This window comes from Methanosarcina sp. 2.H.T.1A.6 (assembly GCF_000979455.1).
GTDB lineage: Archaea > Halobacteriota > Methanosarcinia > Methanosarcinales > Methanosarcinaceae > Methanosarcina.
Map to the genome: position 1 here is coordinate 36780 of NZ_JJOY01000045.1, position 26599 is coordinate 63378.

The following is a 26599-nucleotide window of genomic DNA, read 5'->3' on the forward strand; positions in this document are numbered from 1 at the left end:
ATGGTAAAGAAGTTGCGCGGAGGACTTTATTTCGATCTCGGGTTTTTGTTGCTTTTATAAATCAGTTAATGAAATTTCCGCCCAACGTTTTGCTTTTTCGCTTAATATTAACGAAGGCAGCTCCGGGAAAGTTCTGAGCAGCCGCCCACAGCCAAAAAATAAAAATTATTTCTTGAAAATCCCGCCCGGAGGAAGTGATATTCTGCTTTTTCTCTTCGGTTGTGCAGGAATCTGAAGGGGGAGACTAAAAATAAAATATAAGTCCTAAAAATCTCCCGCCGCCGGAAAAGATTCCAGCTTCGCAAATTAGATCCCGGAGAAACCGGGGATTCTGATGACTTTTTCAACTGGTATGCGGCAAAAAGAAGCCTTGCCATCCAGGATGAAAGGCTAAAAATTATCCTGGGAATTGACGTATGATCTCAAAACCTCAAAATGAGAAACGGGTTCAAGCTCAGCAGTACCCACCCTCCCCTCGAAAGTTATATATACCATCCATAACAAATAGTAAGATTGTATAAAAGTCTCTAAATTGGAGCGTGTTTTTTCATATAAATGTTGCACCAGAGGATCAATGTAACTGAACCTTCAGATGCATCTGTTGAAGTTTTCAGCTTTTTGTCTCGTTTTAAAAGCTTCAGAGAAGCTAGTTGCTATGCTGTAAAGCCGGGGGGACTATTTAATTTGAGCTGGTTGAAAACTGCCTTCAGTAAAAAGCAGAATCAAGTAAAAAACACAAACCAAAATAAAATAAAATAAAAAACAAACTAAATATAAAAAAACCTTTAGCACTTTTATTTGCGAGGTCCGAAACAAAATGTCAGAAGAATCAGATGATCCAGACAGTAGTGATAGTAGCAGTCGTCAGAAAATGTTCACCGCAGCCGGAATGTTCCTGTGTGTAATACAATTTACCTTCTTCATGTACATGATATTAATGTTCATGGAAATGGACTTTGCCCAGGGCTTTAAGTTCATGCTGCTTGCATACTCCTCAGCATTCATTTATAAGAACATGGAGAACTCCGGGATAATCCGTATCGTAACCCGAAACTGATGACGGTGTAGGTTTAATATCCAAATCCACACTTTCTACACCTATCTGTTCTGAATTTTTTTATTTTTTTATTTTCCCTTATTTCTTTTTATTTTTACTAACTCATTCATTCCGGCTTTTTTGGTCTCAATTCGCAGGTGGACCTGAATTCTGCCCCAATCTAAAAAGCGTATTCTGAAGATCACAGACCCTGAGACAACGGAAGGAACTCTGTCCGATAAATTTTCAAGTTATGTGATTGTGATAAAATACTTAGATTTTTGAATCTTAGCCTTATGCTTCCGATATTCCCTGGATTCCGGAGGATGCAACTCATAATAAATAGAAAAAGAGATATAGGATCAATTTTTAGTATCAGCAACATTTTTAGAACTATCAACAATTCTTCTATGGGATAAACATGGACCTTACATTGCAGATTGACACCGATTACTCGCTACAGGAAGTAAGCGAGGTTATTCGCTCAGCTCTGGAACATGAGAAACATCTTGCAAAATACAAGGTATATCGCTATTCCATGATCTGCGATGAATTTGAAGACCAGTACGACCTGATCTCCACAGACTTTATACAAAAATTTGAAGCCGGTGAATATATAGACGACGACAAATATTTTGACTGGTACGCCGCAAAAAGAGGGCTTGACCACTGGAAGCAAAAACTGGCTGTCCTTGATGCTATCAGGTTCTAACTGGCAGAATGCCACTCGCTGCAAGAATCATACCCTTTCCGGCAGCCTTTGTTGTCCGAACCTGTAGAATATTTTTTTCATTCTCCTTGTTTCATTTTCCATCCTTGTTTCATTTTCCATCCTTGTTTCATTTTCCATCCTTGTTTCATTTTCCGTCCTTGTTTCATTTTCCTTCCTCCTTTCATTTTCCATCCTTGTTTCATTTTTTCGTACACACCATGAGACGGTTAAAATTTTATGACAATGTATAAATAGCTGTTCTGCCATCTAAACATCATTGGTGTTTTCTTTACGGTGTTTTGATGAAGGAGCAAGTCAAATTAATAGAGCTGGTTTTTCTCTCTGAGAAAAGGAAGAAACTTCTTTTGTTTCTGAAAGATAAGCCACGGAGTATGGCTGAAATTCAGAAAAACCTTTCCGTAGGCCCTGTTTCAATCCTCCCTCAGATCAAAAAATTGAAAGAATGTAATCTCGTTATACAGAAGGGGCATACCTATGAACTTTCTCCAATGGGAATTATAATCGCGGACAAAATGCCGCCTTTTCTGGACACCCTGGAAGTCCTGGAAGAAAATTTTGATTACTGGACGAAAAGAAACCTTGAAGGAATTCCTCCTTTTTTACGCAAAAGACTTTATGAACTGAAGAACTGCAAACTCATCCTTCCGGAGGTGAGCCACATGTTCGAACTTAACCCTGAATTTGTAGAAAAGCTTCATCTCTCCACGCATATTTTCGGTTTTGCTTCCTATTTCCACCCTTCTTTTACCACACTCTACCCGGAACTTGCAAAAAAAGGAGTGGAAATTTCTTTGATGTTTACAGAGCCAGTGTTCCAGAGGTTCAAAACGGATTACAGGGAAGAACTGTGCACTTTCCTGAATTTTGGAAACGTCAGGGTGTTTATCTTCCCGCAAGATCCTAAAATTGCAGACCTTACAGTGACAGATAGGTTTTTTCTGCTCACTCTTTTCCCAGGGGAGAAATTCTTTGAACACGAAAGCCTGATAAGTTCCGAACCTGAAGCCCTTAAGTGGGGTACCGACCTTTTCTCGCACATGCTAAAAGAAGCAATCCAGGTAAAAGAGATTTGAATTTCATAGGGTTCTCTAATCAGTTCTCTTATCGGTTCTCTTATCGGTTCTCTAATCAGTTCTTTTATCGGTTCTTTTATCGGTTCTTTTATCGGTTCTTTTATCGGTTCTTTTATCGGTTCTCTTATCGGTTCTCTTATCGGTTCTCTAATCAGTTCTCTAATCAGTTCTCTTATCAGTTCTCTTATCGGTTCTTCTCACCAATTTTTCCTTTGCAGTTCTCTTTATTAATCCCGGTTGACACCTCCCCTCACTTTCCCTTTTCTTTAAGCCATAAATTCGTACTAAAGGTAAAAAGCTACTTTAAAAAACTCGGAAACTATCATATTCCATCCCTGAGCGCACCGAATACATTATATGCGAACTCCCGAGGTGAAGAGCGGTTCGTTGTCATAGTTATTAATATAAAAACGGATTTATCAAAATATGACGTTAGATGCTATGAAAAAAAGATGCCCGGATGGTCTTAAATCAAAAAGCTTATATTTCGGATAGTAATTTCCATTTAAAATGTTAGTTTATTTATATAAGATAATCTTGGTAATATATTGTAAGAGAAGAATACTTCAGTCTTATAAGTAATACTTCAATCTTATAAGTAAACCTTACAGACTTTTGGACTTAAGGCCAGCTTAACAGTTTATGAGATTTACTTTTCCAGAAGAAATTCAAAAAAGAAAAGTAACTCTACCTGGATTTAGTGATGGGGTGACTTAGTTTACAGCAGAAGGGCTTCAAATTACCAGTTCCAAATACCAATGAGGCTCTATAGAAAATTCGGGGTAATGTAAATTAAATAGTTACAAATCCGGTTAAAATTAGCTTAAAGTTCTTTTCCAAACAGCCAGCTGAATATGCCTTATGGAGTAGTGGTATGTCAGTAGAAAAGCGGTCAGCAGAAACGCGAAAAGTAAATAGGGTGTGTGAATTGAAAAAAATAACGGCATTGATATTTCTATTTTTAATATCTTCGGCATTGTCGGTAGTTGTGGGTTCGGATTTGAGCTCTGCTGCCGATGGTGAAAATGAAACAATTATTGCGGACTTTCTAGCTTCCAAGGTATCAGGAGACGCTCCACTAACAGTACAATTTGAAGACCGCTCAAGCGGGAGTCCGACCGCCTGGGAATGGGACTTTGATTCTGACGGAAACCCGGATTCAACTAAACAAAATCCGAGCTACATATTTGAAAATCCGGGAACCTATACCGTAACTCTGAAAGCAGGTGATGGCACTACCTCAAACAGTGCTGTCAAGAACAATTATATTACTGTTAAAGAAAAAACCGTAGTTCCTGTTGTAGTAGCCAGTTTCAACTCCAACGTAACTTCAGGCAAAACTCCTCTCACAGTCAAGTTTAGGGACAGTTCAAGCGGCGGGCCGACATCCTGGAAGTGGGACTTTAATTCGGACGAAAAGGTAGATTCAACCGTACAGAACCCGGTTTACTCGTATGCAACTGCCGGGACCTATTCAGTCACCCTCACGGCAATCAATGGCACTGTCAAGAATACTATCAAAAAAATTAATTACATTACTGCCGGAAACGGGCCGACAGCAAGTTTTACCGCTTCTACGCGCGAGGGAGAAGCTCCGCTTACCGTCAAGTTTACTGACACCTCTACAGGGTCAATTACTTCCAGGCTCTGGGAATTCGGAGACGGCACCACATCAAAAGACAAAACCCCTTCACACACATACACTACAGCAGGGACATATACAGTGAAACTGACTGTAACAAATACTTACGGGTCCCATACTCTTGAAGTTCCGTCTTATATCCGCACATATTCAATAGCCGCTCCAGTAGCTGATTTCACATCTGATTTAACCTCAGGCGCAGCCCCTCTTGCCGTTCAGTTTACGGACCTGAGTTCTAACAATCCCACCGCCTGGGAATGGGACTTTAACAGTGATGGAAAAATTGACTCAACTGAACAGAACCCTGTTTATGTGTACAAAGCTCCGGGGACTTATTCTGTCATCCTGAATGCAGTCAACGACACTGCTCGGGGCAATATGGCAAAACCCAACTACATTACAGTCGGAGATTCGCCGATAGCTGCTTTTACCGCATCTCCGCAAGAAGGGAATGCCCCACTTACAGTTCAATTTACTGACACCTCTACCGGAAACGTGAATTCCTGGCTCTGGGACTTTGGAGACGGCGAGACTTCCAAATCTCAGAGCCCTACTCACATCTATTCCGGCTCCGGGACTTATACCGTAAGATTAACAGTAACAAATGCCTTTGGGTCTAACACCCTTGAGGCCCCTTCTTCTGTAAACGTATTTTCAGTCTCTGCACCAGTTCCTGATTTTAAATCAAACATAACTTCCGGCAAAGCTCCTCTTATTGTCCGGTTTGAAGACCTATCCACCGGCGGCCCTACGGCCTGGGAATGGGACTTTAACTCGGACGGGACCATAGATTCAACGGAACAAAACCCTGTTTACAAGTTTAAGGACAACGGGTTCTATACAGTAACTTTACGGGCAGGTAATGGTACTGCATGGGACAATATTACCAAATCCAACTATATTATGGTCGGAGAGGGGCTTCATGCTTCTTTTATCGCCTTACCGCGGACAGGGGATGTCCCCCTTACCGTTCAGTTTAACGATACTTCCACAGGCAACATTACCTCCTGGCTCTGGGACTTCGGAGACGGCGACGCTTCCACCTCCCAGAACCCGAGCCACGAGTATTCGAAATCCGGAAGTTATTCCGTAACCCTCAATGTCAGCAATGCTTACGGATATAGCGCTGTGACCTGGACTGACTACATTAAAGTAGGGGACGAAGCAGACAGCAGTGGATCAGGAGGCTCTAGCGGAACATCATCAGGCGGAGGAGGCGGCTCTCCTGAACCTGCAAGTAATGTTGAAGTCAAGGAACTTGCTCAGGAGTTTATTACAAATGGGGATCGCATAAGGTTCGAGTTCGCTAAAAATGCCACTTCTATTATGTATGTGAAGTTCGATTCAAAGAGAAACTTCGGAAAGACCACAGCCATAATCGAACAGCTTAAAGGCAGGTCTGTCCTGACCCCAAAAGATCCCTCCGGAATTGTCTACAGGTACCTGAACATCTGGGTAGGAAATGAAGGCTTTGCAACTCCCGAGAACATTGCCAACGCTGTCATAGGGTTCAGAGTCAACAGGGCAGAGATCACAGAAAACGAGACTGAAGGCCCATCAGTATTCATGTACAGGTATTCAGGCGGGAAATGGAATGCCCTTCCTACGCGTAAAACGGGAGAAGACAACCATTATATGTATTTTGAATCCAGAACCCCGGGTTTCTCTCCGTTTGCAATCATAACAGGCAAGAAAGCTGTTGAGTATAAAGAAGGGGAACCCGAAAAATCCACGGAACCTTTAGAGCTCTCCATAGGCAGCCGGCAGGAGATGCCTGAAACATCTTCATGGTCCTTACCAGTGGCTGAAGATAAAGACTGGTCAGGAACTTCCACGGCCATCAAGGTTCTTGTCGGGTTTATGGTAATACTTCTGATAGGGATTGCTGTAACGGAGAAAAAGAAACGATAAAAAGAAACGATAAAAAAACGATAAAAAAAATAAGGTAGTTATGAAAATAAGCTCGTGAAATGGAAGGTCTGAGAAAGAGATTTTTCAGGTAATAAACCTGTCCAATTGTTTATTTTCTAATTACTTTATATGAAATAGGAGACTATTCTTAATAGGGATAGACATGAGTTTCACACTTAATATAGAGACTGATTTCTCAACTCAGGAAGTATGTGAGGCTATCCGTTCGGCTCTTGAACATGAAAAGCATGTTGCAAAATACAAGGTCAAGCGGTATTCTATAATCTGTGAGGATTTTGAAACAAAGTTCGGGTACAGCTCAAGTGAGCTAAGAGCAAGGTTCGAAGCCGGAAACATGGGAGATGAAAGTGATTTCTTCGACTGGTATGCGGCAAAAAGGGGACTCGACCACTGGAACAAAAGGTTTGAGATCCTTTCAGGGATTTCCCTGTGAAAAGCAGTTTTAAATTAATCTCTTTTTTCGAAAAAATCTCCATTCCTGTTTCCAAAATGAGTTTTGAAACCCGGAGTACTTTTGAAACCCGGAGTACTCTCCTACGGGATCGTATTTTTATTCCTTATCTTTTGCTGTTGACCACACGATCAAGTTCAAGATGTCACCCTTCTTTTGCAGACATGCACCCCATAGTCCGATTATGAGGCAGGAAGAGTCTGGCTCTCCGGGCAATAATTCCATCTACTCCCGATCCTATGTAAAAGCCATTCTGTTACAGGGACAAAGTTTCTCCGGGAAAAAGTTTCAAAGCAAAAGATTCTGGACAAAATATATCTATAGGCAAGGGCAGGGAACTAACAAATTATTTATTTATGTTTAAAAGTATTAAAGGTTAATTTATTCTCTACATATGGAAACAGCCTTACTCTCTCCTGCCCCATTATCATAACATCATCAAAATATCAGTAAATATCTCTTTCAGGAAAGGGAGTAGGTACGATTTTTCCTTTGTAGAAATAGACTTGAGGTGTTGAAATTGATAAAAACTGTTTTAAAAAGCATGATCGGAGAAGCCCTCATTGGTTCAGGCCCGGAAATTGCACACATCGACCTTATCATCGGACCAAGAGGAGGACCTGTAGAGGCAGCGTTTATGAATTCCCTTGCAATGCCCAGGCAGGGCCACACCCCGCTCCTTGCTGTCCTTGAACCGAATCTCCAGCCAAAACCTGCAACCCTGCTTGTAAACAAGGTAACGATCAAGAATGTGGCACAGGCTGCCCTTATGTTCGGGCCGGCACAGGCTGCAGTTGCAAAAGCGGTTATGGACTCGGTAGCTGCCGGAATACTGCCTGAAGAGCAGGCAGATGACATTTTCATAATTGTTTCTGTCTTTATCGAATGGGATGCAAAAGACAAAGATAAAGTCTACGAATATAACTATGAAGCTACAAAGCTTGCAATATCCCGTGCAATGGAGAGCAGTCCGACAGTAAAAGAGGCGCTGGCCAAAAAGGATTCAGCAAAACATCCGTTCGCATAAAGTAAACTGTTTAAGGTTTTCCTGGTTTTACAGAAATATCCGGGCTGAAATCCGATAAACTCTAAAATTCGAAAAACCTTATTTACTTACTTTAATGCAGGCGGGATACCTGAGGAGATCTCCAGATTTTCCAGGCCGTACCCGGAATATCATCCGGGTATCTCTCATTTTTCAAGAGCAGCTCTGCTTTAGCCTATCAATAAAGCTCCATTCTCCGGTCTTCAAAAATAGGAATAGCCTTTCGAATATCTTCTTTTCCCTCAAGGTCAAGGTCACAGACAATCACACATTCTTTGCTGCCGGCATCGGCTTTTACCTCACCCCATGCGTCGATTATCATTGAGTTTCCAAAGTAGTTGCAGTCGGGAGCAGAACCTATCCTGTTGCAGGCGATGTGAGGAATCTGATTTTCGATTGCTCTTGCCTTTGCAAGGGTTTTCCAGTGCTCAGACCGGGGGTTAGGAAAGGCGGCTGTGGTCACAAGCAGGTCAGAGCCTGCAAGGGAAAGTTTTCTTGCAACCTCGGGAAAACGGAGCTCATAGCAGATTTCAAACCCGATTTTCAGACTCTGTTTTTTAAGGGAAATGGGCTCAATAGAACTGCCTTTTGAGAAATACCTGTTTTCGGCTTTGAAGGGGTGGGTCTTCCGGTAGGTGCCGGCAAGGTTTCCGGACTCAAAACAGAAGCCAAGGTTATAGTAAAGAGCAGAATTCTTACTTTCCGCAAAATTCTTACTTTCCGGAATATCTTTCCCGGAAGAAACCTTTTCTCCGTTCTTAAAACCGTATTCTCCACTATCTTCTCCACGATCCATTTGAATAATTGAACCCAGGATAATGCAGTCATTTGCTTCGGAAAAACACGCAAGGTTCTCAAGAGTAGGGGATGGAAGGCTTTCTGCTGCATGGCTGAAGTTTTCATAGCAAAAACCTGTGGAAAAGACCTCCGGAAAAACAATTAACTCGGCTCCTTTCTCAACGGCTTTGAGAGCCATGTAAAGGGCTTTTTCAAGGTTTTCCTGCTTCCTGCAGTGAAGCACATCCATCTGGATACAGGCAACTTTCATATTCGGACCAACATGTCTGCTATTTGAATCCTGATTGTAATTCTGATTTGCTAAAAGGCTTTCAGGATAGGGAATAAAAGTGTTTCAGGACACCAGAGTAGTTTGCTTGCTTTTTGCTACCAGCCCTTCGAGGTCCATCCTGTGTTTAATCATCCCTGCAAGCACATCGTTTGCAAACCTGGTTACTTCTTCCCTGTTTTCCCGGATTTCGTATGCAGGGTCATCTAAAGGAATCTCTATTTTTGTAATATCTGCCCGGGCTTTTTTCAGGTATGAGTCAGGGACTTCGCAAACCATTCCGGGTTTTTCCATATACCGGTCAAGGTGTTTCTGGGTGATTCCTACAAGTTTTAACTCCCTGCGGAAACAGGGCCTTTCAAACAGTCTGGAAATTACATAAACACCAACAGGAATCCGGAAATCCAGATCGATTTTAAGGAGCTGTGCCCTGAAAATGAGATAAATATCTTCAGAATCAGAGGGATCTGCCGGACTGAGTTCCCTGCCCTTTTCTGGCAGAGGCTCCTTGCCGTTTTCAGGCAAAGAATAGATTTTGGAAGGGGGAACTTCGATTTCCTCCAGAAGTTCAAGATCCCTGAGTGCCCTGAGGTAGCCGGTCAGAACCAGCCGGTGTTCTTCTATACCTCCGGCTTTCAGTTCCCGTGAGAGTCCGCTGATTGAGAGCTGCCTGCTGTCAAGCAATTCCATAACTTTAAGGTTGAGTTTCTCTGCCATTTTCTCTGCCTTTATATAGACATCCGGGTTAATTAATGGTAGTTCGGTTTTCAGGCCCGAGGCCAGAAAAACATAATCTCCTGCTACAATAACGCGTATAATCAGGTCCGCATTTCCGAAAGCTTCCGGAGAAAACTGAATTTTTCCTATCATTAAAAGGCTGTGGACAGGAAAATTGCAAGGAGTAACACACGATGTAATTATCCTGCATGATATAAAGCTTATGAGAGATTTTGCAAAAGGGCTGAAAAAATAGAAGAATTTCAGTAAAAGAAAGTAAAAGCGAGATAATCTCAGTAAGAGAATGAAAAAGTAAAAGAATATTAGAAGTAACATATTAATTTTGAGTAAATTAATTTATAGGGCAGATTGAATAAAAGTAAAAGAACTTCATATTGAAAAAATGCATGTAAAAATCTCCTGACAAAATCCATTTAAATATAAAAGTACAGATATAAATTTATACAGTCCACTAATGCCTGAAGAAACGGGAATTGAACTTTTTCCAGCAAAATTGAAGGGCAACGCTTAAAAATGATAATTGCTATTTCAATTAAGTTCAAATTGATGACTTCTCAAGGATGCAAAGATGATCACAAAGTTAATTCCAAGAAAAGTATTCTTCACAAGTGGAGTTGGCACACACCCCGAACAACTTGAATCATTTGAGGTTTCACTCCGGGATGCGGGCATTGAAAAATTTAACCTTGTAACTGTAAGTTCTATTCTGCCTCCAAAATGTGAAATTGTGACAAAGGAAGAAGGTCTGGAAGAACTGAGCCCTGGAGAGGTAGTTTTCTGTGTGATGTCCAGAATCTCTTCCAATGAGCCAAGAAGAACGTTAAGCACTTCCGTCGGATGCGCACTTCCCAGGGATATAAGCAAGCACGGTTATATTTCCGAGTATCATGCTTACGGAGAAAACGCACATGATGTAGGGGAACATGCCATAAAACTTGCCGGAAGCATGTACAGCACCTGGACAAATGAAGCACCCCTCAAAACCTTCAGCACCCCCAGATCATCGTCCGTACACGAAAGCGGAGACTGGATGACTGTAATATCCGCAGCAGTTTTTATTATTTAAAAGAGGAGTTTCATACAGGAACTCCAGTTAATACTATTGCTTCATATACATAATAGTATTATTTACAGACAGACTCATTTACAGATATCATCTATTTACAACATCTATTTACAACATCTATTTACAACATCATCTGTTTACTGATACTACATCATCTGTTTACTGATACTATCCCTAATACCCACTCACCAGACCGCAACTATCAAGCACCTAATCATCATTGAATCCGGTCATTATTAGAAACGGTCTTATAAACGATCTATTACACATCTTTCCCTCTTAACTCATAACTCTTATACACAGCAAATCAGTCTTCCTTCGGAGAAGCCTGTCTCTGTAAGGAATCGTCAGGCGAGATAGTCTGCATATATTGATATTTAATAAAAAATATATAATCCTAAACGTTATTTGCGTCTCTTACCATCTATTGTCGGGTACCTCCAGACAGGATATTAGGGTCACAGGCAAACCTATCACGATCTGCTTATTATGGAGAATGGCATGCATCACAATGTATTTACAAATAACCCAACAGTTCCAATTGATGTGAAAGACAGGTCTGTAAGTGAATTGATGGACGGAATGCTCAAAACCGGCTTTCAGGGCAGGAAGCTGGCAGAGTCAGTCCAGGCCTGGCATAACATGCTCAAAGAGAAGAACACAACAGTGCTTATGGGCTTATCCGGGGCCATGGTCCCTGCCGGCATGCGCAGAGTTCTTTCCTATATGATCCGGGAAAGAATGATCGATTGCCTTGTAAGCACAGGGGCAAACCTGTTCCATGACTGTCACGAAGCCCTCGGCAGGAAGCACTATGTGGGCTCACATCTTGCTAATGATGAAAAACTTTTTGAGCACGGTGTGGACAGGATTTATGATGTCTTTGCAGTGGAAGAAGAGTTCAGGACCGCAGATAACCTGATTGCAGATTTTGCAGAGGATATTGGAGAGATTTCCTGTTCCTCAAGGGAATTCATGTACCTTCTTGGAAAGGAGCTTGTAAAGAAAGGAGCTGCTGAAGACTCAATAGTTGTAAGCGCGTACAGGCACAATGTCCCGATTTTTGTACCTGCACTGTCGGACAGTTCCATAGGGATAGGGCTTACCATTGCAAGGAGAAGAGGGCTGAAACTTGAAATTGACCAGATAAAAGACGTTGACGAGATCACACAGATTGTGGAAAAATCAGAAAGGACAGGCGTTGTTTATGTAGGAGGCGGAGTCCCGAAGAACTTCATCCAGCAGACCGAGGTAATAGCTTCGATTCTTGGAATGGATATTGGCGGGCATGACTATGCAATCCAGTATACTTCCGATTCTCCACACTGGGGAGGACTCTCAGGATGCACTTTTGACGAAGCAGTTTCATGGGGAAAGATCGCACCTCAGGCAAAAAAAGTACAGGTTTTTGTGGATGCTACCATCGCCCTTCCAATTGTTATCCATGCCCTGCATGAAAAATCACGTGATATGAAGCGTGCTGCTCCTGTTTTTAACTGGGATAAGCCCGAAGGGCTTGATATCGCTTATAACGAATAATCACATCACAAATCTTTATTATATTGAAAGCCGATAACATAAGGCGAGAAGGAGAGGACATAAATGGGTAAACGAACTCGAATAATTAACGATCCTTCCTATTTAGTACCATTACTCAGGACTTTTGGATCCAGAACCCATAAAAAAATATTCGATGCACTTTCTAACAAATGGATGACCAGAACAGAAATCGATGAGTTCATAGGTTCGGATTCATCAAAAAACCTTCATATTCTGAAAAAAGCCGGGCTCCTTGAAAGCCAGTGGAGAGTCCCTGAAGCGGGACAAAAACCCTCAAAAGAATACCACAGTTCTTATTCAAAGGTTCAGGTGAACTTTCAGTGCTCCTTTGAAGACCTCAGTGACATCATTATGCTGACATTCAAGCCGTATGAAGAGGTGAAGGATGCCATGGAGGAACTGGAAAGACTGGTAGAAGAGGGCAACACCTCAATGAGTAACCTTACACGGACTCTTAACAAGAACCCATTTTATATTTGCGCCGTTGCCCGCCGGTCCGAAAGGCTTTCAGTAATGGGGCAAAGGTTAAAAATAATTGAAGATGTTGAGGAGAATTACGATTGATGATTAAAATCCTCCAGACCAAGAGCGGAGTCACCAAATTTCAGGTCCTTATCGAGATTGCCGCCCATCAGCCCAATGTCAGGCAAAAGGAGATTGCCGCAAAGATAGGAATAACCCCCCAGGCTGTTTCCGAATACATCAAAGAGCTTGTAAATGACGGGCTTATTGTAACCGAGGGTCGCGTCCGGTACAGGATAACAAAAGAAGGCGTAGAGTGGGTCCTTGAAAACGCCGCCGAAATGAAGCGGTACGCCCGCTTTGTCATGGAGGACATAATCAGCCATGTCTCAACCTGGACAGCCATCACAAAAGAGGAAGTCAAGGAAGGCCAGCAGGTTTACCTGAAAATGGATCACGGGCTTCTCTATGTAAGCAGCACGGAAAAGACAGGCGCATCAGGCACTGTCATATCTGATGCCTCCCAGGGGGATGATGTGGGAGTAACCAGCCTCAAAGGCCTTATAGATCTGGAAAACGCAACCATCACGATCTGCAAGGTTCCCAGGGTCGAGCGCGGAGGGTCAAGAAAAGTGGACCTCGAGCGCCTGAAGACGCTGGCAAACTCAAAACCCTATATCGCAGCAATAGGCGTAGAATCGTTAATCGCTCTTCGCAAGATCGGCATAAGCCCCAATGTCATGTTCGGGACAAACGAATCCGTTATCGAGGCTGCATACCACGGACTTTCATCCCTGGTAGTTTCAGTGGATGAACAGGTCTCTGCACTCCTTAACAGGTTAGAAACCGAGAACCTTGAGTACGAACTTGTTGACCTGACAATCGAATAACTTTCCTGAGTTTTAGCTTCCGGTTCGAGGTATTCCTGACTCACGGGTTTGGAATTCGAACCTTTTATTTTTCCATAAACAGCATCGGTTTTTTGTGTTTTTCAGGTTTAACTGTAATTTTTCAGGTTTAACTGTAATAACCCTCTCTAATTACGCTGCACATTTTTATCTTAATATCTTAGTATATTAATATTAGATAATCATCTGATAATCCGGAGGTATTCCATGAAGCTGATCGCACTTTCCGACACCCACCTTAAGAAAGGAGAAATCCCCCCGCAACTTCAAAGCATTCTCAAAGACTGTGACCTGATTGTCCATGCAGGGGATTTCAGTACTGTAGAAGCATATAAGGCATTCAATGCCAGCGGCAAGCTGAAAGCCGTTTATGGAAATGATGATACCTTAGAACTCCGGAAGCTCCTTCCCGAAAGGCTGAAATTTGAGGTTGAAGGGATCAAAGTAGGGGTAATACATGAAGGAGGGCTTTCAGTAATGGATACAACTGCCCAGGGTTACCTCGCAAAAGAAATGGGAGTAGATGTCCTGATTTTCGGGCACCTTCACCGCCCCTTGATTGAAAAGAAAGATGTTATGCTGGTCTGTCCGGGTTCTCCGACAAAACCCCGGATGTCAAATCCAGGTGTTGTGGAACTAATAATTGAAAAAGGAAGTATTAACGGCAGGATACTTACCCTTGAAGGAGAGAGCTGTGAATATATCAAATTCCGGGATGACCTGAAAAAACAAAAACAGGAAGAGAATCATAAATAATAAATAAAAAGAAGCCTGAGCGCCTGAAGCCGACCAGCAAATCCTGAAAAAGTAATACGCAGGAACCTGCTAAGGGTTTTTATTGTAAGAACTCAGGCACATGCCTCGCTAGGCGAGGTCTCTGGAACTATATATTTGGCGAACTCCTGTCAGTTCACATGGTCTCCAGTTTGAACATTACACCTGTTCCCTGAAGGCTCAGGTAGACTTTATCTCCAAACTCGAGAATCTTCTCGACACCAACATTGCTGTTCCAGTTATATACAAAATCGTAGCTGCCCTGCGTGGGCTCAAAACCCAGGGACAACAGTCTCTGATTGACCTCAGACGGGCGAACTCCTTCACTACTAAACCAGACCACAAGATAGGTTTTCACAGGATCATCCCATATGCCAATTCATTAACTTATTTTAGCGTTGACTCTTATTCAATTACTCATTGCTCATTTTATATCATGTTTCGTTTATTTATCTATATTTTGCCTCTTATGCCCTAATACCATGAAAAAAGGAAAAACTTATTCAACACATTAAAATTTAGAAGTGAACTATCTGAAAAGAAATAGGAAAAAACAAAACAAAAGCAAGAGAAAAAAGGATTTAGAAAAAATAAAGAAGCAAAGAGCTTCCTAATTTAAAAGTGTGAATTCAGAGTAAAATGTCCCTGAATTTCACGACCCCTAAGGTAGGATGCCCGTCACTTTTGACGACTACCAATTACGGCTACTTTTTGCAATTCTCAGGCATTGTCTTTAAGGGACTCAAGGGCTTTTTTAACCATTTCACGATAAATCTCAGTATCAGTGGAATAGTGCTCCTTTGCAAGCTTTGAGTTCGGGTCTTCCTGTGCCTCAACTGCCCTTATCCTCTCAAGAGTCTGCTTTGCAGTATCGAGTACCCACAGATTTCTTGTCAGCTCATCTACCTGCTGGATAGATTCCGGACGGATAGAGGTCAGGACGTTTCCATCATCGGTGGTATAGGTGCTGGTTTTACCGATGACCGCTACGAAAGCAGGCAGTTCGCACTCAGCAAGGAACTGAGCGGCTTCGGGCTGGTACTGTCCTGCATAGACAAGGAAGGAACCTGTCGGGTCTGAAACCCTGCCTCTCCAGTATTCGGAGTCAGTACCAATATCCTCCTTTTCTATAAGAGTCCCCACAATGAAGATACGGTTCACCTTCGCCCCTGTTGGAGTAAGGAGATACTGAGGGGCATACTGGTCACTTTCGTCCCTGGATGTGAGGTTTGAGTCTTTCAGTTCCTGGGAAAAAACCCTGCGCGATACTTCTCTAAAGAAGCCTGCCATTTAAGCCACCTCCAGTTCAGAAAGCAATTTATCAAGGAGTTCCCTGTCCAGGGAACTCGTTGGAGTAAAGGAATCCACAAGGATATAGCGGTCAAGCTTGTGTCCGCTAATAGTATAATACCTGCCGACAAGCTCGTGTTTTAATTTATCCAGTACTACTCCGGGATCAAGGGCATCTGCAGCCATTGCAATGGCGCTGTCAAGAGAGATCCCGGCAATCTCTTCAGTAAGCTCCCGGTTAATCAGGGCGTCCTGGGTGGAAGTCCCCGAGTCAAGGACTGCCTTTATCCGGAGGTCATATTCTCCTTTGACCTTCCCGTGCTCTGCACAGGCGCCTTTAACCAGGGCCCTTTTGCATTCAGGACACCGCTTTATAAGTCCTGAGCCTGTCTGAATGTCAATCATTGCCCCGAAATATGTAAAAGCAGAAGTCCCAACTTCGATATCTTCATCGAGTGTTTCTATGGAGCTTGACCTGTTAAGCTGAATCTGGACCTTGCCGTTCCACTCGTTAATGACCACGTTTTTCAGCATGTAACTTTTGCCTTCTTCCATATCAGGAAGTTCGGAACTTGCCCAGTTAGTGAATTTAATGACACCGGTCTCATCTCCTATAAGCCCTGCCTGTTCTATCGACTCATGGGAGTTTTCCCAGAGCTGGACCACTTTCCCTCTTACGGTAGCCCACTGGTTTCCCACAAGATCAACAATATTTTGGAGTTCGGCCTCTCTTGCTGAAGGAATGAAATCGCCGCCTCCTACTTCAACAGGCTCGGAAAGCTTCTCTATGGAACTGTTTTTGTTAACCTGGACCTGAAACCTTTCGTTGTATTCTCCGACAACGACACTTCTGAGAAGGTAGCTCTCTCCCTGCTCAAGGGGAGGAAGTTCGGCATTTTTCCAGGTGGTAAACTTTATGATTCCAGTTTCATCTCCAAGGAGCCCAACCTGAGATATGGATTCATGAGTATTTTCCCAGAGCTGAACAACCTTTGCCTTAAGGTTTGCCCACTGCCCATTCTCCGTAACATCCGCAATTTTGGTGAGCTGGGGTTCAGCCTGCCTGACATAAAACTCATTTTTAGGAATGGAATATTTCTTCAAAAAATAGTTTGTTACGCTGCGTTGCGCCTCGTTTGAAGGCACTTTGAACTTCGTAATCAACTCGTCGAGTCTGCTTTCGATGTCCTCGACAGGCACATCGATGCCAAGTTTCATAAACCGGTCTCTAATGGATTCTGCAGTCTGTTTCATTTTAATTCTACCTCAAGCCTCATGGTTAGTTTCATATTTTGGGAGGCACTCTAAAGTACCGCGGCAGAGAATATAAAGCTGAGTGAAGCGGGGTGAAAGTATTCAGTTATTATACAGTCCGCCCTTCCCCGCAGGGAAAAACCCGGGAAAAGAGAATCAGAGTGGCTACCCCTTCCGTGTATGTTTATCACAGCAAGGGAGAGCTTCATCTTCCTTTCTAAACCTGAATCCATGATGCAAAATTACTTTCTCTGTTTTTGTATTCCCAGTAAGTGTATTATCGAAAAGTATACCCCACAAAGTACTTAAAATTATTTGTGAAGTATGCCTGCGGTCCGCTTGGCTGCATCCCCTTCCCCAATAACGGTTACGATATCTTCATATTCAAGCACAAGGCTCCCATGCGCGATAATCGAATCACTGCCCCGCTGAACCATAACCAGGAGACTCTTTTCAGGGAACTGGATGTCCTTGATGGCTTTCCCGACTACCCCGGGGTTCGTGACCTTGACTTCCATCATGTCCCCTTCGCCCCCTACCTCGCACATGGAAAAGAGATGAGGCCTTCCGATCATGTTGTCAAGCACCACTGCAGTAGTCGTGGCCGGGCTCATGGCGCGGATGCCCAGATTCCAGAAAGCCTGAAGGTTTTCGATCTCGTTTACCCTGGCCACCAGCTGGTCACCCCTGAATCCGAAAGAAACTTTAGCAATCTGGCAGAAGAGAAGGTTTGTGTTATCTTGATTGGTTGTAGCAACCACATATTTGGCATTCCCTATCCCTGCCTTTTTCAGGACATTTACATCCCCTGCATCACCCTGGACAACCCGGATCCCGAGTTCCATGCATTTTTTGCAGTTGCTTTCGGAAATGTCCACAACAACTACATTTTCTCCTCTTTTGTCAAAACGTTCGGCAAGAATCCTGCCTACCTTTCCGCCACCAATAATAAGAATTTCCATAGGGATTACCTCCAGCATCTCTGCCACTTTTTTTGACAGGCTGCCACTCATGAAGACCGTGATGATAACTGTAAGGAAGACAAGCCCCACAAGGGCCTGCCCTCCCGGAATGCCCATCGAATCGAGCTTGATTGCAAAATAGGTCGCAACTGAAGTCGGCACAACGCCCCTGGGCCCAACAAAGGAGATGAAAAGTTTCTCATTCGTGCCGATCTGCGAGTTCCACATCGAAACGAAGACCGCCACAGGGCGGATGAGGAATATGAGAAGCAGTACAAGGACTATCCCGCTTACCCCTATTCTCTGGATATCTTCAAATTTAAGCATTGCAGCAAGCAGGATGAAAATCAGGGAAAGCATCACAATTACAATGTCACTCTTGAATTCCTTGATAGTATCCTTGTAAGGGAATTCAGAAGTCCCGAGGATGATCCCGAAGACGGCCACCGCCAGAATCCCGGACTCGTTGCCCAGGTATTCTGAAAGAACGAAGCAAGCAAATACGGCGGTCAGGGAAACCAGCCTTGCGGTCCGATTGCTGATCACCGTTCCCCGAGTGAAGAACCAGCGGAGGGCAAACCCGCTCAAAGACCCCAGTGCAATTCCTATCCCCAATCTGTAAAGGATAAAGATCACAGCATCAGTCCCGGAAAGCTCTGCTGCGACCCATTCGAAGACCATGGCTGCAAGGATCACACTAGCAGCGTCATTCAGGACCCCCTCAAGTTCCAGGATCTTGCCAAGCTTGTGGCTAATCTGGATATTCCTTACAATGGGAGTTATCACAGTCGGCCCTGTTGCCGTGACAAGGGCTCCGAAAAGGGCAGCGAGTTCGAGAGGGATGTCTATCAGGAGGCTGGTCAGAACCGTGGCTCCCAGGAAGGTCACAAAGACCCCTATTGTTGTCAGCTTAAGGACACTTTCCTGAACCATCCTTATATGCTTCAGGTCAATATGAAGCCCCCCGTCAAAAACAATCACGGATACCGAGATTGCCACGATAGCACTTAGCCCCTCGATATAGAGGGCAGGGTCCAGCAGGTTAAGGACCTCAGGCCCTACGATGATTCCTTCGATCAACAGGAAAACGATAAAAGGAATCCGGAAATAGCAGCTGAGGGCCTGTGCGACAAGGGACATAATAAGTACGGCAACTACCAGTCCAAGTAGAAGTATCGGATCAAGCATGAGATTCCCTGTAATGATGAGTTAACTTGCTAAAAATGATTCGTAAACATCCGAGAGAAATTGAAAGGAAAGATATGTCAAGGTTGTATTGCCAAAAAAGCACAAAATGTTTGGTACTGTATACATAATCATACAATTGTGATATATAAATTTGACTCCTGATTGTTAACCCCTGAACACTTTCTTCTCGATAACTCTCATTTATATCTAAATGAGAAAGGCAGTTCCCAAAGAAAGAACAGTTTTTCACAACACCTGCAAATCAATTTCAGGAAAGTATTCCCGGAATCTTTTCAATTTGAAAGCCTGTTACTTTGAGGTCCGGATACAAAAATTCTTAAAAGGCTGCATAATCAAAAGACCATTAGACAAAAACCCTAAAAACTGCAAAAACAGGAGCGTATGAGTTATATTCTTTGTACTCTTTAAAGGACGCCATGGACTTGCTTTTGATCTTTCTTTTTCTGCTCAGCCTTGCTATGATAAGCAAAGGTTCGGACTGGTTCATTGAAGCTGCGATTGTAATATCAAACAAAAGCGGGATCCCAAAAATGCTTATAGGGGCTACGATTGTGAGTTTTGCAACCACAGCTCCGGAGTTTGCAGTTTCTGCAACGGCAGCTTATATCGGGCATACAGATGTAACAATAGGAAATGCAGTGGGTTCGGTCATATGCAACACCGGGCTTGTACTGGGTTCGATTATAGCTGTAAAAGCAATCCCTATGAAGGATGATACGTTTCCCATTAAAAGTGGGCTTATGCTCCTTTCAGGAATTGTCCTTATCATAATCAGTCGCGACGGAAGTGTGAACCGGCTTGATGGGATTATACTTCTGCTGGTGTTTTTTGCTTTCCTCTTCCATGCTTCAAAGACCCAGCGCGTGTTGTTTGAAGATAATGAAACAGGTAGACAAAAACTAAAAATCAAAGATATCCGGAAAGATATAGCTTTCTTCGTTCTCGGCTCCCTTTCCGTAGTTATAGGAAGCAGGATCCTGGTAGATTCAGGAATAAAAATAGCCGAATGGATGGGCATCCCTGAAGTAATAATAGCCCTGACGGCGGTCGCTATAGGAACATCCCTTCCCGAACTTGCAACTGCAATTACCTCCCTTAAGAAAGGGCACCAGGACCTCTCCATAGGAAACATTCTCGGGGCAAATACAATGGATATTGCCATGATCCTCGGGGCATCATCCCAGATTCGCGTGCTCCCTGTATCGGAACAGCTTGCAGGATACGATTTCCCGTTCATGTTCCTGATATCTCTCGCCCTTATAATCTTCGGGATCACTGGAAAAAAGCTGGAAAGATGGGAAGGAGGCGTAATTCTCGGGGCATATCTGGTTTATGTGGCAGGGCTTTTTATCCTCTATAGATAAGCCTGCACCCCAACTTTAAAAAGTAAGAACCTCTTCACGTTTCGAATTCAGGATTTTTACTTTTTATATATTTTTCACTTAATACATAATACATATTAGTCTCATTATACATATTTTTATATTTGTACAGATTATTCTCTATTTACATATTTTTATATTTGTACAGATTATTTTCTATTTACATATTATTCTCTATTTATAGGCCACATATTCACTAATAAATTATGTACAATGTGAAGAATCATCTTTTTTTATAAGCATATTTTTATATTCATCTTATATCTTCTGAAGGCAATGTATAAATTCTAAAAAAAGGTTCTTTAACTCTATGAAAGCTATTATCCTCGCAGCAGGAGAAGGACTGCGCTGCAGGCCTCTTACTCTTACCCGTTCCAAAGTGATGCTTCCTGTAGCCAACAGGCCCATTCTGGAACATGTCATATCATCTCTTGAGAAAAACGGAATCAATGAGATCATACTGATTGTCGGGTATGAAAAAGAACGCATAATGAACTATTTTGAAGACGGGCTGAATTTCGGGGTCAATATAAAATATGTCGAGCAAAAAGCCCAGCTCGGGACAGCACATGCAATTGAACAGGCAAAAAAACTAATACTTCCTGAGGATTCCGAATTCCTTGTCCTGAACGGGGACAACCTGGTAGAACCAAAAACCATAGCTGATATCCTTAACAATTATGAAGGAGACGCGAGCCTTTTAACCGTAAGAATGAAGGACACGGCAGGTTATGGAGTGGTACTGAAAGAAAAGAAGAGAGTTACCCAGATTCTGGAAAAAAGACCCGGAGATTTAAGCCATCTTGTAAACACGGGAATTTATATTTTTACGCCGCAGGTCTTTGAAACTATTGAAAAAACTCCTATATCCGAAAACGGAGAATATGCGATAACCGATACCCTCCAGCTCATGATTGACGAAGGAAAAGTAGTCACTTCAATCTCAACCGAATCCAAGTGGCTGGATGCGGTCCATGCCTGGGATCTCCTGAAAGCAAACTCAATTGTATTAAACTCCTCCAGAAACCTGAAGCAAGAAGGAGAACTTGAAGAAGGAGTAATAATTCGCGGAAAGGTTGAAATCGGAAAAAACACAAAAATCCGTGCCGGGACCTATATTGTAGGTCCGGTAGTAATCGGGGAAAACTGTGATATAGGACCTAATGTAGTAATTCTGCCCTCCACTACCATAGGAGACAATGTGTCCATAAGGTCCTTTACCGAAATCCAGAACAGCATCATAATGAATGACTGCCGGATTTCTTCCCAAGGGCAGATCTCCAATTGCATAATTGGAAGCAACAATACCCTTGGCCCGGGTTTTACTGCAGAGGAAAAAGAAAACCTTGAGATAAACATTAACTGCAGGATCCACAAAGCTCCAAAACTCGGCACGATAATTGGGGACGATAACCGGATAGGAGGCAGAGTGCTCGTGAAAGCCGGAGTAATGATTGCTGTCAACTGTCAGGTAGAGTCTGGAAACATTATTTACAGAGACCTGCCCCGTGATTCGGTGGTCCTCTGAGCTCTTAAGAAGGAGATAAAAAAATGTGTGGAATTGTCGGATATGCAGGAAGAAATGCTGCTGCACCGGTTCTTATAGAATCTCTCAAAAAACTTGAATATAGGGGATATGACTCCGCAGGGATTACCGTTCTTGGCAGTGGAATTGAAACTTATAAGGCAGTCGGGAAAATCATAAATCTCGAATCCGAAATCCCAAAGAAACTCGGAGGAACTGTCGGAATAGGACACACCCGCTGGGCAACCCATGGACGCCCAAATACGGAAAATGCCCACCCTCATAACTCGGGAGTAAACCCGGAAAAAATCTCGATCGTGCATAACGGGATTATTGAAAATTACATGGCATTGAAAGAGCGGCTTATTGGAGAGGGTTACCAATTCAAATCCGAAACCGATACAGAAGTGATCGCACATCTTCTGCACAAACACATCTATGGGAAACCGGATGGAAAAGAAGCTCAATGCGAACTTCTTGTAGGACTTAGAGAAGCCTTAAAAGAGATTGAAGGATCATATGCTCTTGGAATAATCTCTGCGGATGAACAGGGAAAACTCTTGCTTGCCCGCAAGGATAGCCCTCTCGTCATAGGGCTCGGGAAAGGGGAAAATTTTGCTGCATCTGATGTAACCGCTTTTCTAAACCATACCAGGGATGTTATCTTTGTAGATGACTTTGAGACAGCAGTGCTGAGCCCTTCAGGTGTGGAGATATTTGACAGGGAAGGAAATCTCAAGGAAAAGAAGATAGAAAAGATAGAATGGGACTTTGAGGCTGCAGAAAAAGCAGGTTATGAACATTTCATGCTGAAAGAGATTCATGAACAGGTCACTGCAATCCACGACACCCTGGCAGGCAAAGTCTCTGAACTTGAAGGAGCTATATACTTAAACGAACTGAACCTCAGTGAAGACGAAATAAGGAAACTTTCAAGGGTTCAGATCCTGGCATGCGGAACTTCCTGGCATGCAGGCTTACTTGGGAAATACCTGTTTGAACAGCTGGCAGGAATCCACTGCGATATTGATATCTGTTCGGAGTACAGGTACAGAAACCCTGTGATGAATGAAGGGACCCTTGCCATTGCGATTACTCAATCAGGAGAAACTGCAGATACCCTTGCAGCCGTGCGGGAGATTATGTCTTACAACTGTCCCACGCTTGCAATTACGAATGTTGTGGGAAGCACGATTACAAGAGAGGCAAACAGCGTACTCTATACGCGGGCAGGACCCGAAATAGGAGTCGCTGCCACAAAGACCTTCAGTACCCAGATTACCCTTATATATCTCCTCGCTGTAAAGTTCGCTCTTGTAAGGGGCAAGTTAAGCCATGATTATGTAAAGAGTTTCATTACGGAAATCCGGAAAGTCCCGGGAGAGATCCAGCAGATCCTTAACCAGAAGGAAGCGATAAAGGAATGTGCTGAGAACTTTGCCCATGCAAAGAGCTACTTCTTCCTTGGCAGGCACCTTAACTACCCTATAGCTCTCGAAGGAGCACTGAAACTCAAAGAGATCTCATATGTGCATGCCGAAGGCTTTGCTGCAGGAGAACTTAAACACGGACCTATTGCCCTTCTTGACGAGGGAACTCCTGTAGTTGCAATTGCCACCAGGGGGCAGACTTATGAAAAGATGCTCAGCAATATTAAAGAAGTGAAAGCCAGGGATGCTGTTGTGATTGCGGTTGCCGACAGTAAGGACACGGAAATAGGAAAGTATGCAGATATTGTCCTCAGAGTCCCCCAGAGCGATGAACTGCTGGCTCCCCTTCTGAGTATTGTCGTGCTTCAGTTGCTTTCTTATTACACTGCTCTAGCCAGAAACTGCTCTATTGACAAACCCCGCAATCTTGCAAAGAGTGTTACTGTCGAATGATTGTAAAGGCTGAGAATATCAGGATTTAAATATAACAACAGAATACGGGATTTCAGAACAGAATAAAACTTCATGAAATATGGAGTGGGATTTATGAAACTCTTCGGATCTTCAGGAATTAGAGGCATAGTTAATAAAGAAGTTACACCCGAACTTGCACTGCAGGTAGGGCTTGTGTTAGGAAGCCGGAAAAAGACCGCAGTTATCGGGAGGGACCCCAGGGTTTCGGCGCCTATGATAGAGCATGCCCTGGTCGCCGGGCTGACTGCTGCAGGCTGTGATGTTACAAAGGTGGGCATGGTAACTACTCCGACTCTGGCATATGCAGCCAGAGAATATGAGTGCGGAGTAATGGTTACAGCTTCACATAACCCCTCAGAGTATGTGGGGATAAAGTTATGGAACCCTGACGGCATGGCTTTTGACTCAGCCCAGCAGGAAGAAATTGAAGAAGCTATAGAAAAAGAAAACTTTTCGCGAGTTACCTGGGACTTTATAGGGAAAATTGCTGAAGACGAAAACGCCATTCGGGACCACATGGATAGGATCGAGGGTCTTGTAGGGAATTCCGGGCTGCGCGTGGTTCTCGACTGCGGATGCGGAGCAGGAAGTACAATCACCCCATATCTCCTGCAGGAACTTGGCTGTCAGGTAATAACCCTGAATTCCCAGCCTGACGGACATTTCCCGGCAAGGAACCCTGAACCCAATGATCAAAACCTCTCATTGCTTAAAAAGGCAGTTGTGGCGTTCGAAGCCGACCTCGGAATAGCCCATGACGGAGATGCGGACAGGATGATGGCAGTCGACGAAAAAGGTAACTTCGTATCCGGAGATGACCTGCTTGCAATATTCGGGCGTTTTGAATGCGGAGATAAAAAAGGAGCTGTGGTCGTACCTGTGGACACCTCCATGATGGTTGATGATTATCTTGAAGGTTCTAAAATCATAAGGACAAGAGTTGGGGATGTCTATGTTGCAGAGGGCATAAAGCAATATAGAGCCATCTACGGTGGAGAGCCTTCGGGCAGCTGGATTTTCCCGAAGATTTCCTACTGCCCTGACGGGATCTATGCAGCTGCAAAGCTTGTTGAGATTGTCAGGGAAAAGAAGTTAAGCGAACTCAGGGCAGAACTTCCTGTTTATGCTACAAAAAGGGGTGCTCTTCCATGTGCAAACGAAAAGAAAGCAGAGTTCATGGAAAAGGTAAAAACAAGGCTTGAACCCCTTGGAAAAGTCCTTGACATTGACGGGATCCGCGTGGAACTTGAAAACGGCTGGGTGCTTGTCCGCCCCTCGGGCACGGAAGCGAAGGTAAGGATTACGGCAGAGGCCCGGGAAAACGTAGATGAGATCTACGACATGGCAGAAAAAATAGTGAAGGAGGCGCTTAAATGAAAGCAGTTGTCCTTGTGGCAGGCAAAGGCACAAGGATGGAACCTCTCACCTCCGACTGCCCTAAAGTAATGCTTCAGGTTGCAAACAAACCGATACTTGAACATATCCTGAATTCAGCCGTAGAAGCAGGTATCGAGGGTTTTGTCTTCATTACGGGATACCTGGAAGAGCAAATAAAAGCTCACTTCGGGGACGGAAGCAAATGGGGAGTGAGCATTGAGTATGTGCAGCAAAAAGAGCAGCTGGGAACTGCAAATGCTATTGGCTATGCCAGGGGACACGTTGAAGGGACATTCATCGTACTTAACGGGGACATGCTCATCGGGCAGGAGGACTTAAAATCCCTGGTTACCAGGAAAGAAGAAGCTGTCATCTGCGTAAAAGAGGTGGAAAACCCTTCGGATTTCGGAGTTCTTGAGACCGAGAATAATAAAGTAGTCAGGATAATTGAAAAACCGAAAAATCCCCCGACCAACCTTGCAAATGCCGGGATTTACCTTTTCAGGGAGTCCATATTTGATTTCATTGACAAAACCCAGCCCTCTGTAAGAAATGAACTTGAGATAACGGACTCCATTCAGATGCTGATCGACAGTGGAGCGCCTGTGGGTTACAGCCCCCTTGAAGGCAGGTGGATTGACATAGGATATCCCTGGGACCTCCTGAAAGCAAACGAACACCTATTAAAAGACCTCAAGGGCAGCTGTGAAGGCACCGTGGAGCCAAATGCAACCATAAAAGGTGAAGTTGCAATCGGAAAAGGTACTCTCATCCGAAACGGTTCCTATATCGAAGGGCCTGTAGTAATAGGTGAGAACTGCGATATAGGGCCCAACTGCTTTATTCGCCCTTCAACTGCAATAGGCAACCGTGTCAGAATCGGAAATGCCGTGGAAGTAAAAAACACAATTGTTATGGAAGGCACTCATGTGGGGCACCTGAGTTATGTAGGAGACAGCGTCATCGGGCGCCGCTGTAATTTTGGAGCCGGTACGAAGGTTGCAAACCTCCGTCACGATGGAAAGAACATAAAGGTGATGCTGAAAAGCAGGATTCTTGACTCCGGCAGAAGAAAACTCGGCGTGATCATGGGAGATGATGTGCATACCGGCATCAATACGAGCATAAATATAGGCGTGATAATGCACAAAGGAAGAGCCACCCTTCCCGGAGAAGTAGTAAAACACTGAGACGGCATTAAAGTAAGAAA

The 26599-nt window shown here is 43.6% G+C and carries 24 protein-coding genes; 17 read left to right on the forward strand and 7 right to left on the reverse strand.

Going from position 1 to position 26599, the window contains the following annotated elements; translation table 11 throughout:
* Positions 1 to 817 precede the first annotated feature (817 nt).
* Together EO98_RS13455 and EO98_RS13460 are read left to right on the forward strand one after the other, a co-directional pair.
* A complete protein-coding gene (locus tag EO98_RS13455; protein WP_048140433.1) occupies positions 818 to 1057 on the forward strand; it encodes a hypothetical protein in 240 nt (79 codons plus the stop codon).
* Positions 1058 to 1457: 400 nt separating this feature from the next.
* A complete protein-coding gene (locus EO98_RS13460; protein WP_048140436.1) occupies positions 1458 to 1748 on the forward strand; it encodes a hypothetical protein in 291 nt (96 codons plus the stop codon).
* 27 nt (positions 1749 to 1775) lie between these two features.
* On the opposite strand, the gene EO98_RS18535 is transcribed toward EO98_RS13460, so the two are convergent.
* Complete coding sequence (locus EO98_RS18535) at positions 1776 to 1940, reverse strand: hypothetical protein (protein WP_156161138.1); 165 nt, start codon at positions 1938 to 1940, stop codon at positions 1776 to 1778.
* Positions 1941 to 2140: 200 nt separating this feature from the next.
* Here EO98_RS18535 and EO98_RS13465 point away from each other — a divergent pair, with 200 nt between their 5' ends.
* From EO98_RS13465 to fae, 5 genes are all read left to right on the forward strand, one after another.
* Positions 2141 to 2842 carry a winged helix-turn-helix domain-containing protein gene (locus tag EO98_RS13465; RefSeq protein WP_235283603.1) on the forward strand — a complete coding sequence of 234 codons (702 nt, stop codon included), beginning with the start codon at positions 2141 to 2143 and terminating at the stop codon, positions 2840 to 2842.
* Positions 2843 to 2872: 30 nt separating this feature from the next.
* Positions 2873 to 3073 (forward strand): glycine zipper domain-containing protein, encoded by a 201-nt coding sequence (locus tag EO98_RS19630; RefSeq protein WP_394297401.1) that lies wholly within the window; start codon positions 2873 to 2875, stop codon positions 3071 to 3073.
* Between the two features lie 688 nt (positions 3074 to 3761).
* Positions 3762 to 6395 (forward strand): PKD domain-containing protein, encoded by a 2634-nt coding sequence (locus EO98_RS13470; RefSeq protein ID WP_304413516.1) that lies wholly within the window; start codon positions 3762 to 3764, stop codon positions 6393 to 6395.
* A gap of 163 nt (positions 6396 to 6558) precedes the next feature.
* Positions 6559 to 6849, forward strand: coding sequence for a hypothetical protein (locus tag EO98_RS13475; RefSeq protein ID WP_048140439.1), 291 nt, complete (start codon positions 6559 to 6561; stop codon positions 6847 to 6849).
* Between the two features lie 541 nt (positions 6850 to 7390).
* Positions 7391 to 7894, forward strand: coding sequence for a formaldehyde-activating enzyme (gene fae / locus EO98_RS13480; RefSeq protein WP_369799052.1), 504 nt, complete (start codon positions 7391 to 7393; stop codon positions 7892 to 7894).
* A gap of 196 nt (positions 7895 to 8090) precedes the next feature.
* Here the strand turns inward: fae and EO98_RS13485 are convergent, their stop codons facing one another.
* Together EO98_RS13485 and EO98_RS13490 are read right to left on the reverse strand one after the other, a co-directional pair.
* Positions 8091 to 8960, reverse strand: coding sequence for a nitrilase-related carbon-nitrogen hydrolase (locus EO98_RS13485; RefSeq protein WP_048140441.1), 870 nt, complete (start codon positions 8958 to 8960; stop codon positions 8091 to 8093).
* An 84-nt stretch (positions 8961 to 9044) separates the two neighbouring features.
* Complete coding sequence (locus EO98_RS13490; protein ID WP_235283605.1) at positions 9045 to 9848, reverse strand: hypothetical protein; 804 nt, start codon at positions 9846 to 9848, stop codon at positions 9045 to 9047.
* A gap of 436 nt (positions 9849 to 10284) precedes the next feature.
* Between EO98_RS13490 and EO98_RS13495 the strand changes: the two genes are divergently transcribed.
* The 5 genes from EO98_RS13495 to EO98_RS13515 all read left to right on the forward strand — a co-directional run bounded on the left by EO98_RS13495 (position 10285) and on the right by EO98_RS13515 (position 14468).
* A complete protein-coding gene (locus EO98_RS13495; RefSeq protein WP_048140443.1) occupies positions 10285 to 10782 on the forward strand; it encodes a pyruvoyl-dependent arginine decarboxylase in 498 nt (165 codons plus the stop codon).
* A gap of 501 nt (positions 10783 to 11283) precedes the next feature.
* On the forward strand, positions 11284 to 12321 hold the full coding sequence (locus EO98_RS13500; protein ID WP_048140445.1) for a deoxyhypusine synthase: 1038 nt from the start codon (positions 11284 to 11286) through the stop codon (positions 12319 to 12321).
* A 63-nt stretch (positions 12322 to 12384) separates the two neighbouring features.
* Entirely contained in the window at positions 12385 to 12906 is a 522-nt protein-coding gene (locus EO98_RS13505; RefSeq protein WP_048140455.1) for an ArsR family transcriptional regulator, read from the forward strand.
* Entirely contained in the window at positions 12906 to 13694 is a 789-nt protein-coding gene (locus tag EO98_RS13510) for a MarR family transcriptional regulator (RefSeq protein ID WP_200895212.1), read from the forward strand. The genes EO98_RS13505 and EO98_RS13510 overlap by 1 nt, the downstream gene beginning before the upstream one ends.
* Before the next feature lie 225 nt (positions 13695 to 13919).
* Positions 13920 to 14468 (forward strand): metallophosphoesterase, encoded by a 549-nt coding sequence (locus tag EO98_RS13515; protein ID WP_048140459.1) that lies wholly within the window; start codon positions 13920 to 13922, stop codon positions 14466 to 14468.
* A gap of 154 nt (positions 14469 to 14622) precedes the next feature.
* On the opposite strand, the gene EO98_RS13520 is transcribed toward EO98_RS13515, so the two are convergent.
* The 4 genes from EO98_RS13520 to EO98_RS13540 all read right to left on the reverse strand — a co-directional run bounded on the left by EO98_RS13520 (position 14623) and on the right by EO98_RS13540 (position 19180).
* Positions 14623 to 14844, reverse strand: a complete 222-nt coding sequence (locus EO98_RS13520) for a hypothetical protein (RefSeq protein WP_048140461.1) — start codon at positions 14842 to 14844, stop codon at positions 14623 to 14625.
* A 362-nt stretch (positions 14845 to 15206) separates the two neighbouring features.
* Positions 15207 to 15776, reverse strand: coding sequence for an RPA family protein (locus EO98_RS13525; protein WP_048131659.1), 570 nt, complete (start codon positions 15774 to 15776; stop codon positions 15207 to 15209).
* Positions 15777 to 17030, reverse strand: a complete 1254-nt coding sequence (locus EO98_RS13530) for a replication protein A (protein WP_048140463.1) — start codon at positions 17028 to 17030, stop codon at positions 15777 to 15779.
* Positions 17031 to 17341: 311 nt separating this feature from the next.
* Positions 17342 to 19180, reverse strand: coding sequence for a cation:proton antiporter (locus EO98_RS13540; RefSeq protein ID WP_048131665.1), 1839 nt, complete (start codon positions 19178 to 19180; stop codon positions 17342 to 17344).
* Between the two features lie 416 nt (positions 19181 to 19596).
* Here EO98_RS13540 and EO98_RS13545 point away from each other — a divergent pair, with 416 nt between their 5' ends.
* The 5 genes from EO98_RS13545 to glmU (EO98_RS13565) all read left to right on the forward strand — a co-directional run bounded on the left by EO98_RS13545 (position 19597) and on the right by glmU (EO98_RS13565) (position 26579).
* Positions 19597 to 20565: a calcium/sodium antiporter gene (locus EO98_RS13545; RefSeq protein ID WP_311135539.1), complete on the forward strand. Its 969-nt coding sequence runs from the start codon at positions 19597 to 19599 to the stop codon at positions 20563 to 20565.
* Between the two features lie 328 nt (positions 20566 to 20893).
* Complete coding sequence (glmU, locus tag EO98_RS13550) at positions 20894 to 22111, forward strand: bifunctional sugar-1-phosphate nucleotidylyltransferase/acetyltransferase (RefSeq protein WP_048140467.1); 1218 nt, start codon at positions 20894 to 20896, stop codon at positions 22109 to 22111.
* 23 nt (positions 22112 to 22134) lie between these two features.
* Positions 22135 to 23991, forward strand: coding sequence for a glutamine--fructose-6-phosphate transaminase (isomerizing) (gene glmS / locus EO98_RS13555; protein ID WP_048140469.1), 1857 nt, complete (start codon positions 22135 to 22137; stop codon positions 23989 to 23991).
* Between the two features lie 93 nt (positions 23992 to 24084).
* Positions 24085 to 25389 carry a phosphoglucosamine mutase gene (gene glmM, locus EO98_RS13560; protein ID WP_048140471.1) on the forward strand — a complete coding sequence of 435 codons (1305 nt, stop codon included), beginning with the start codon at positions 24085 to 24087 and terminating at the stop codon, positions 25387 to 25389.
* Positions 25386 to 26579 (forward strand): bifunctional sugar-1-phosphate nucleotidylyltransferase/acetyltransferase, encoded by a 1194-nt coding sequence (gene glmU, locus EO98_RS13565; protein ID WP_048140473.1) that lies wholly within the window; start codon positions 25386 to 25388, stop codon positions 26577 to 26579. Before glmM ends, glmU (EO98_RS13565) begins: the two co-directional genes overlap by 4 nt.
* The last annotated feature ends 20 nt before the right edge of the window (positions 26580 to 26599 follow it).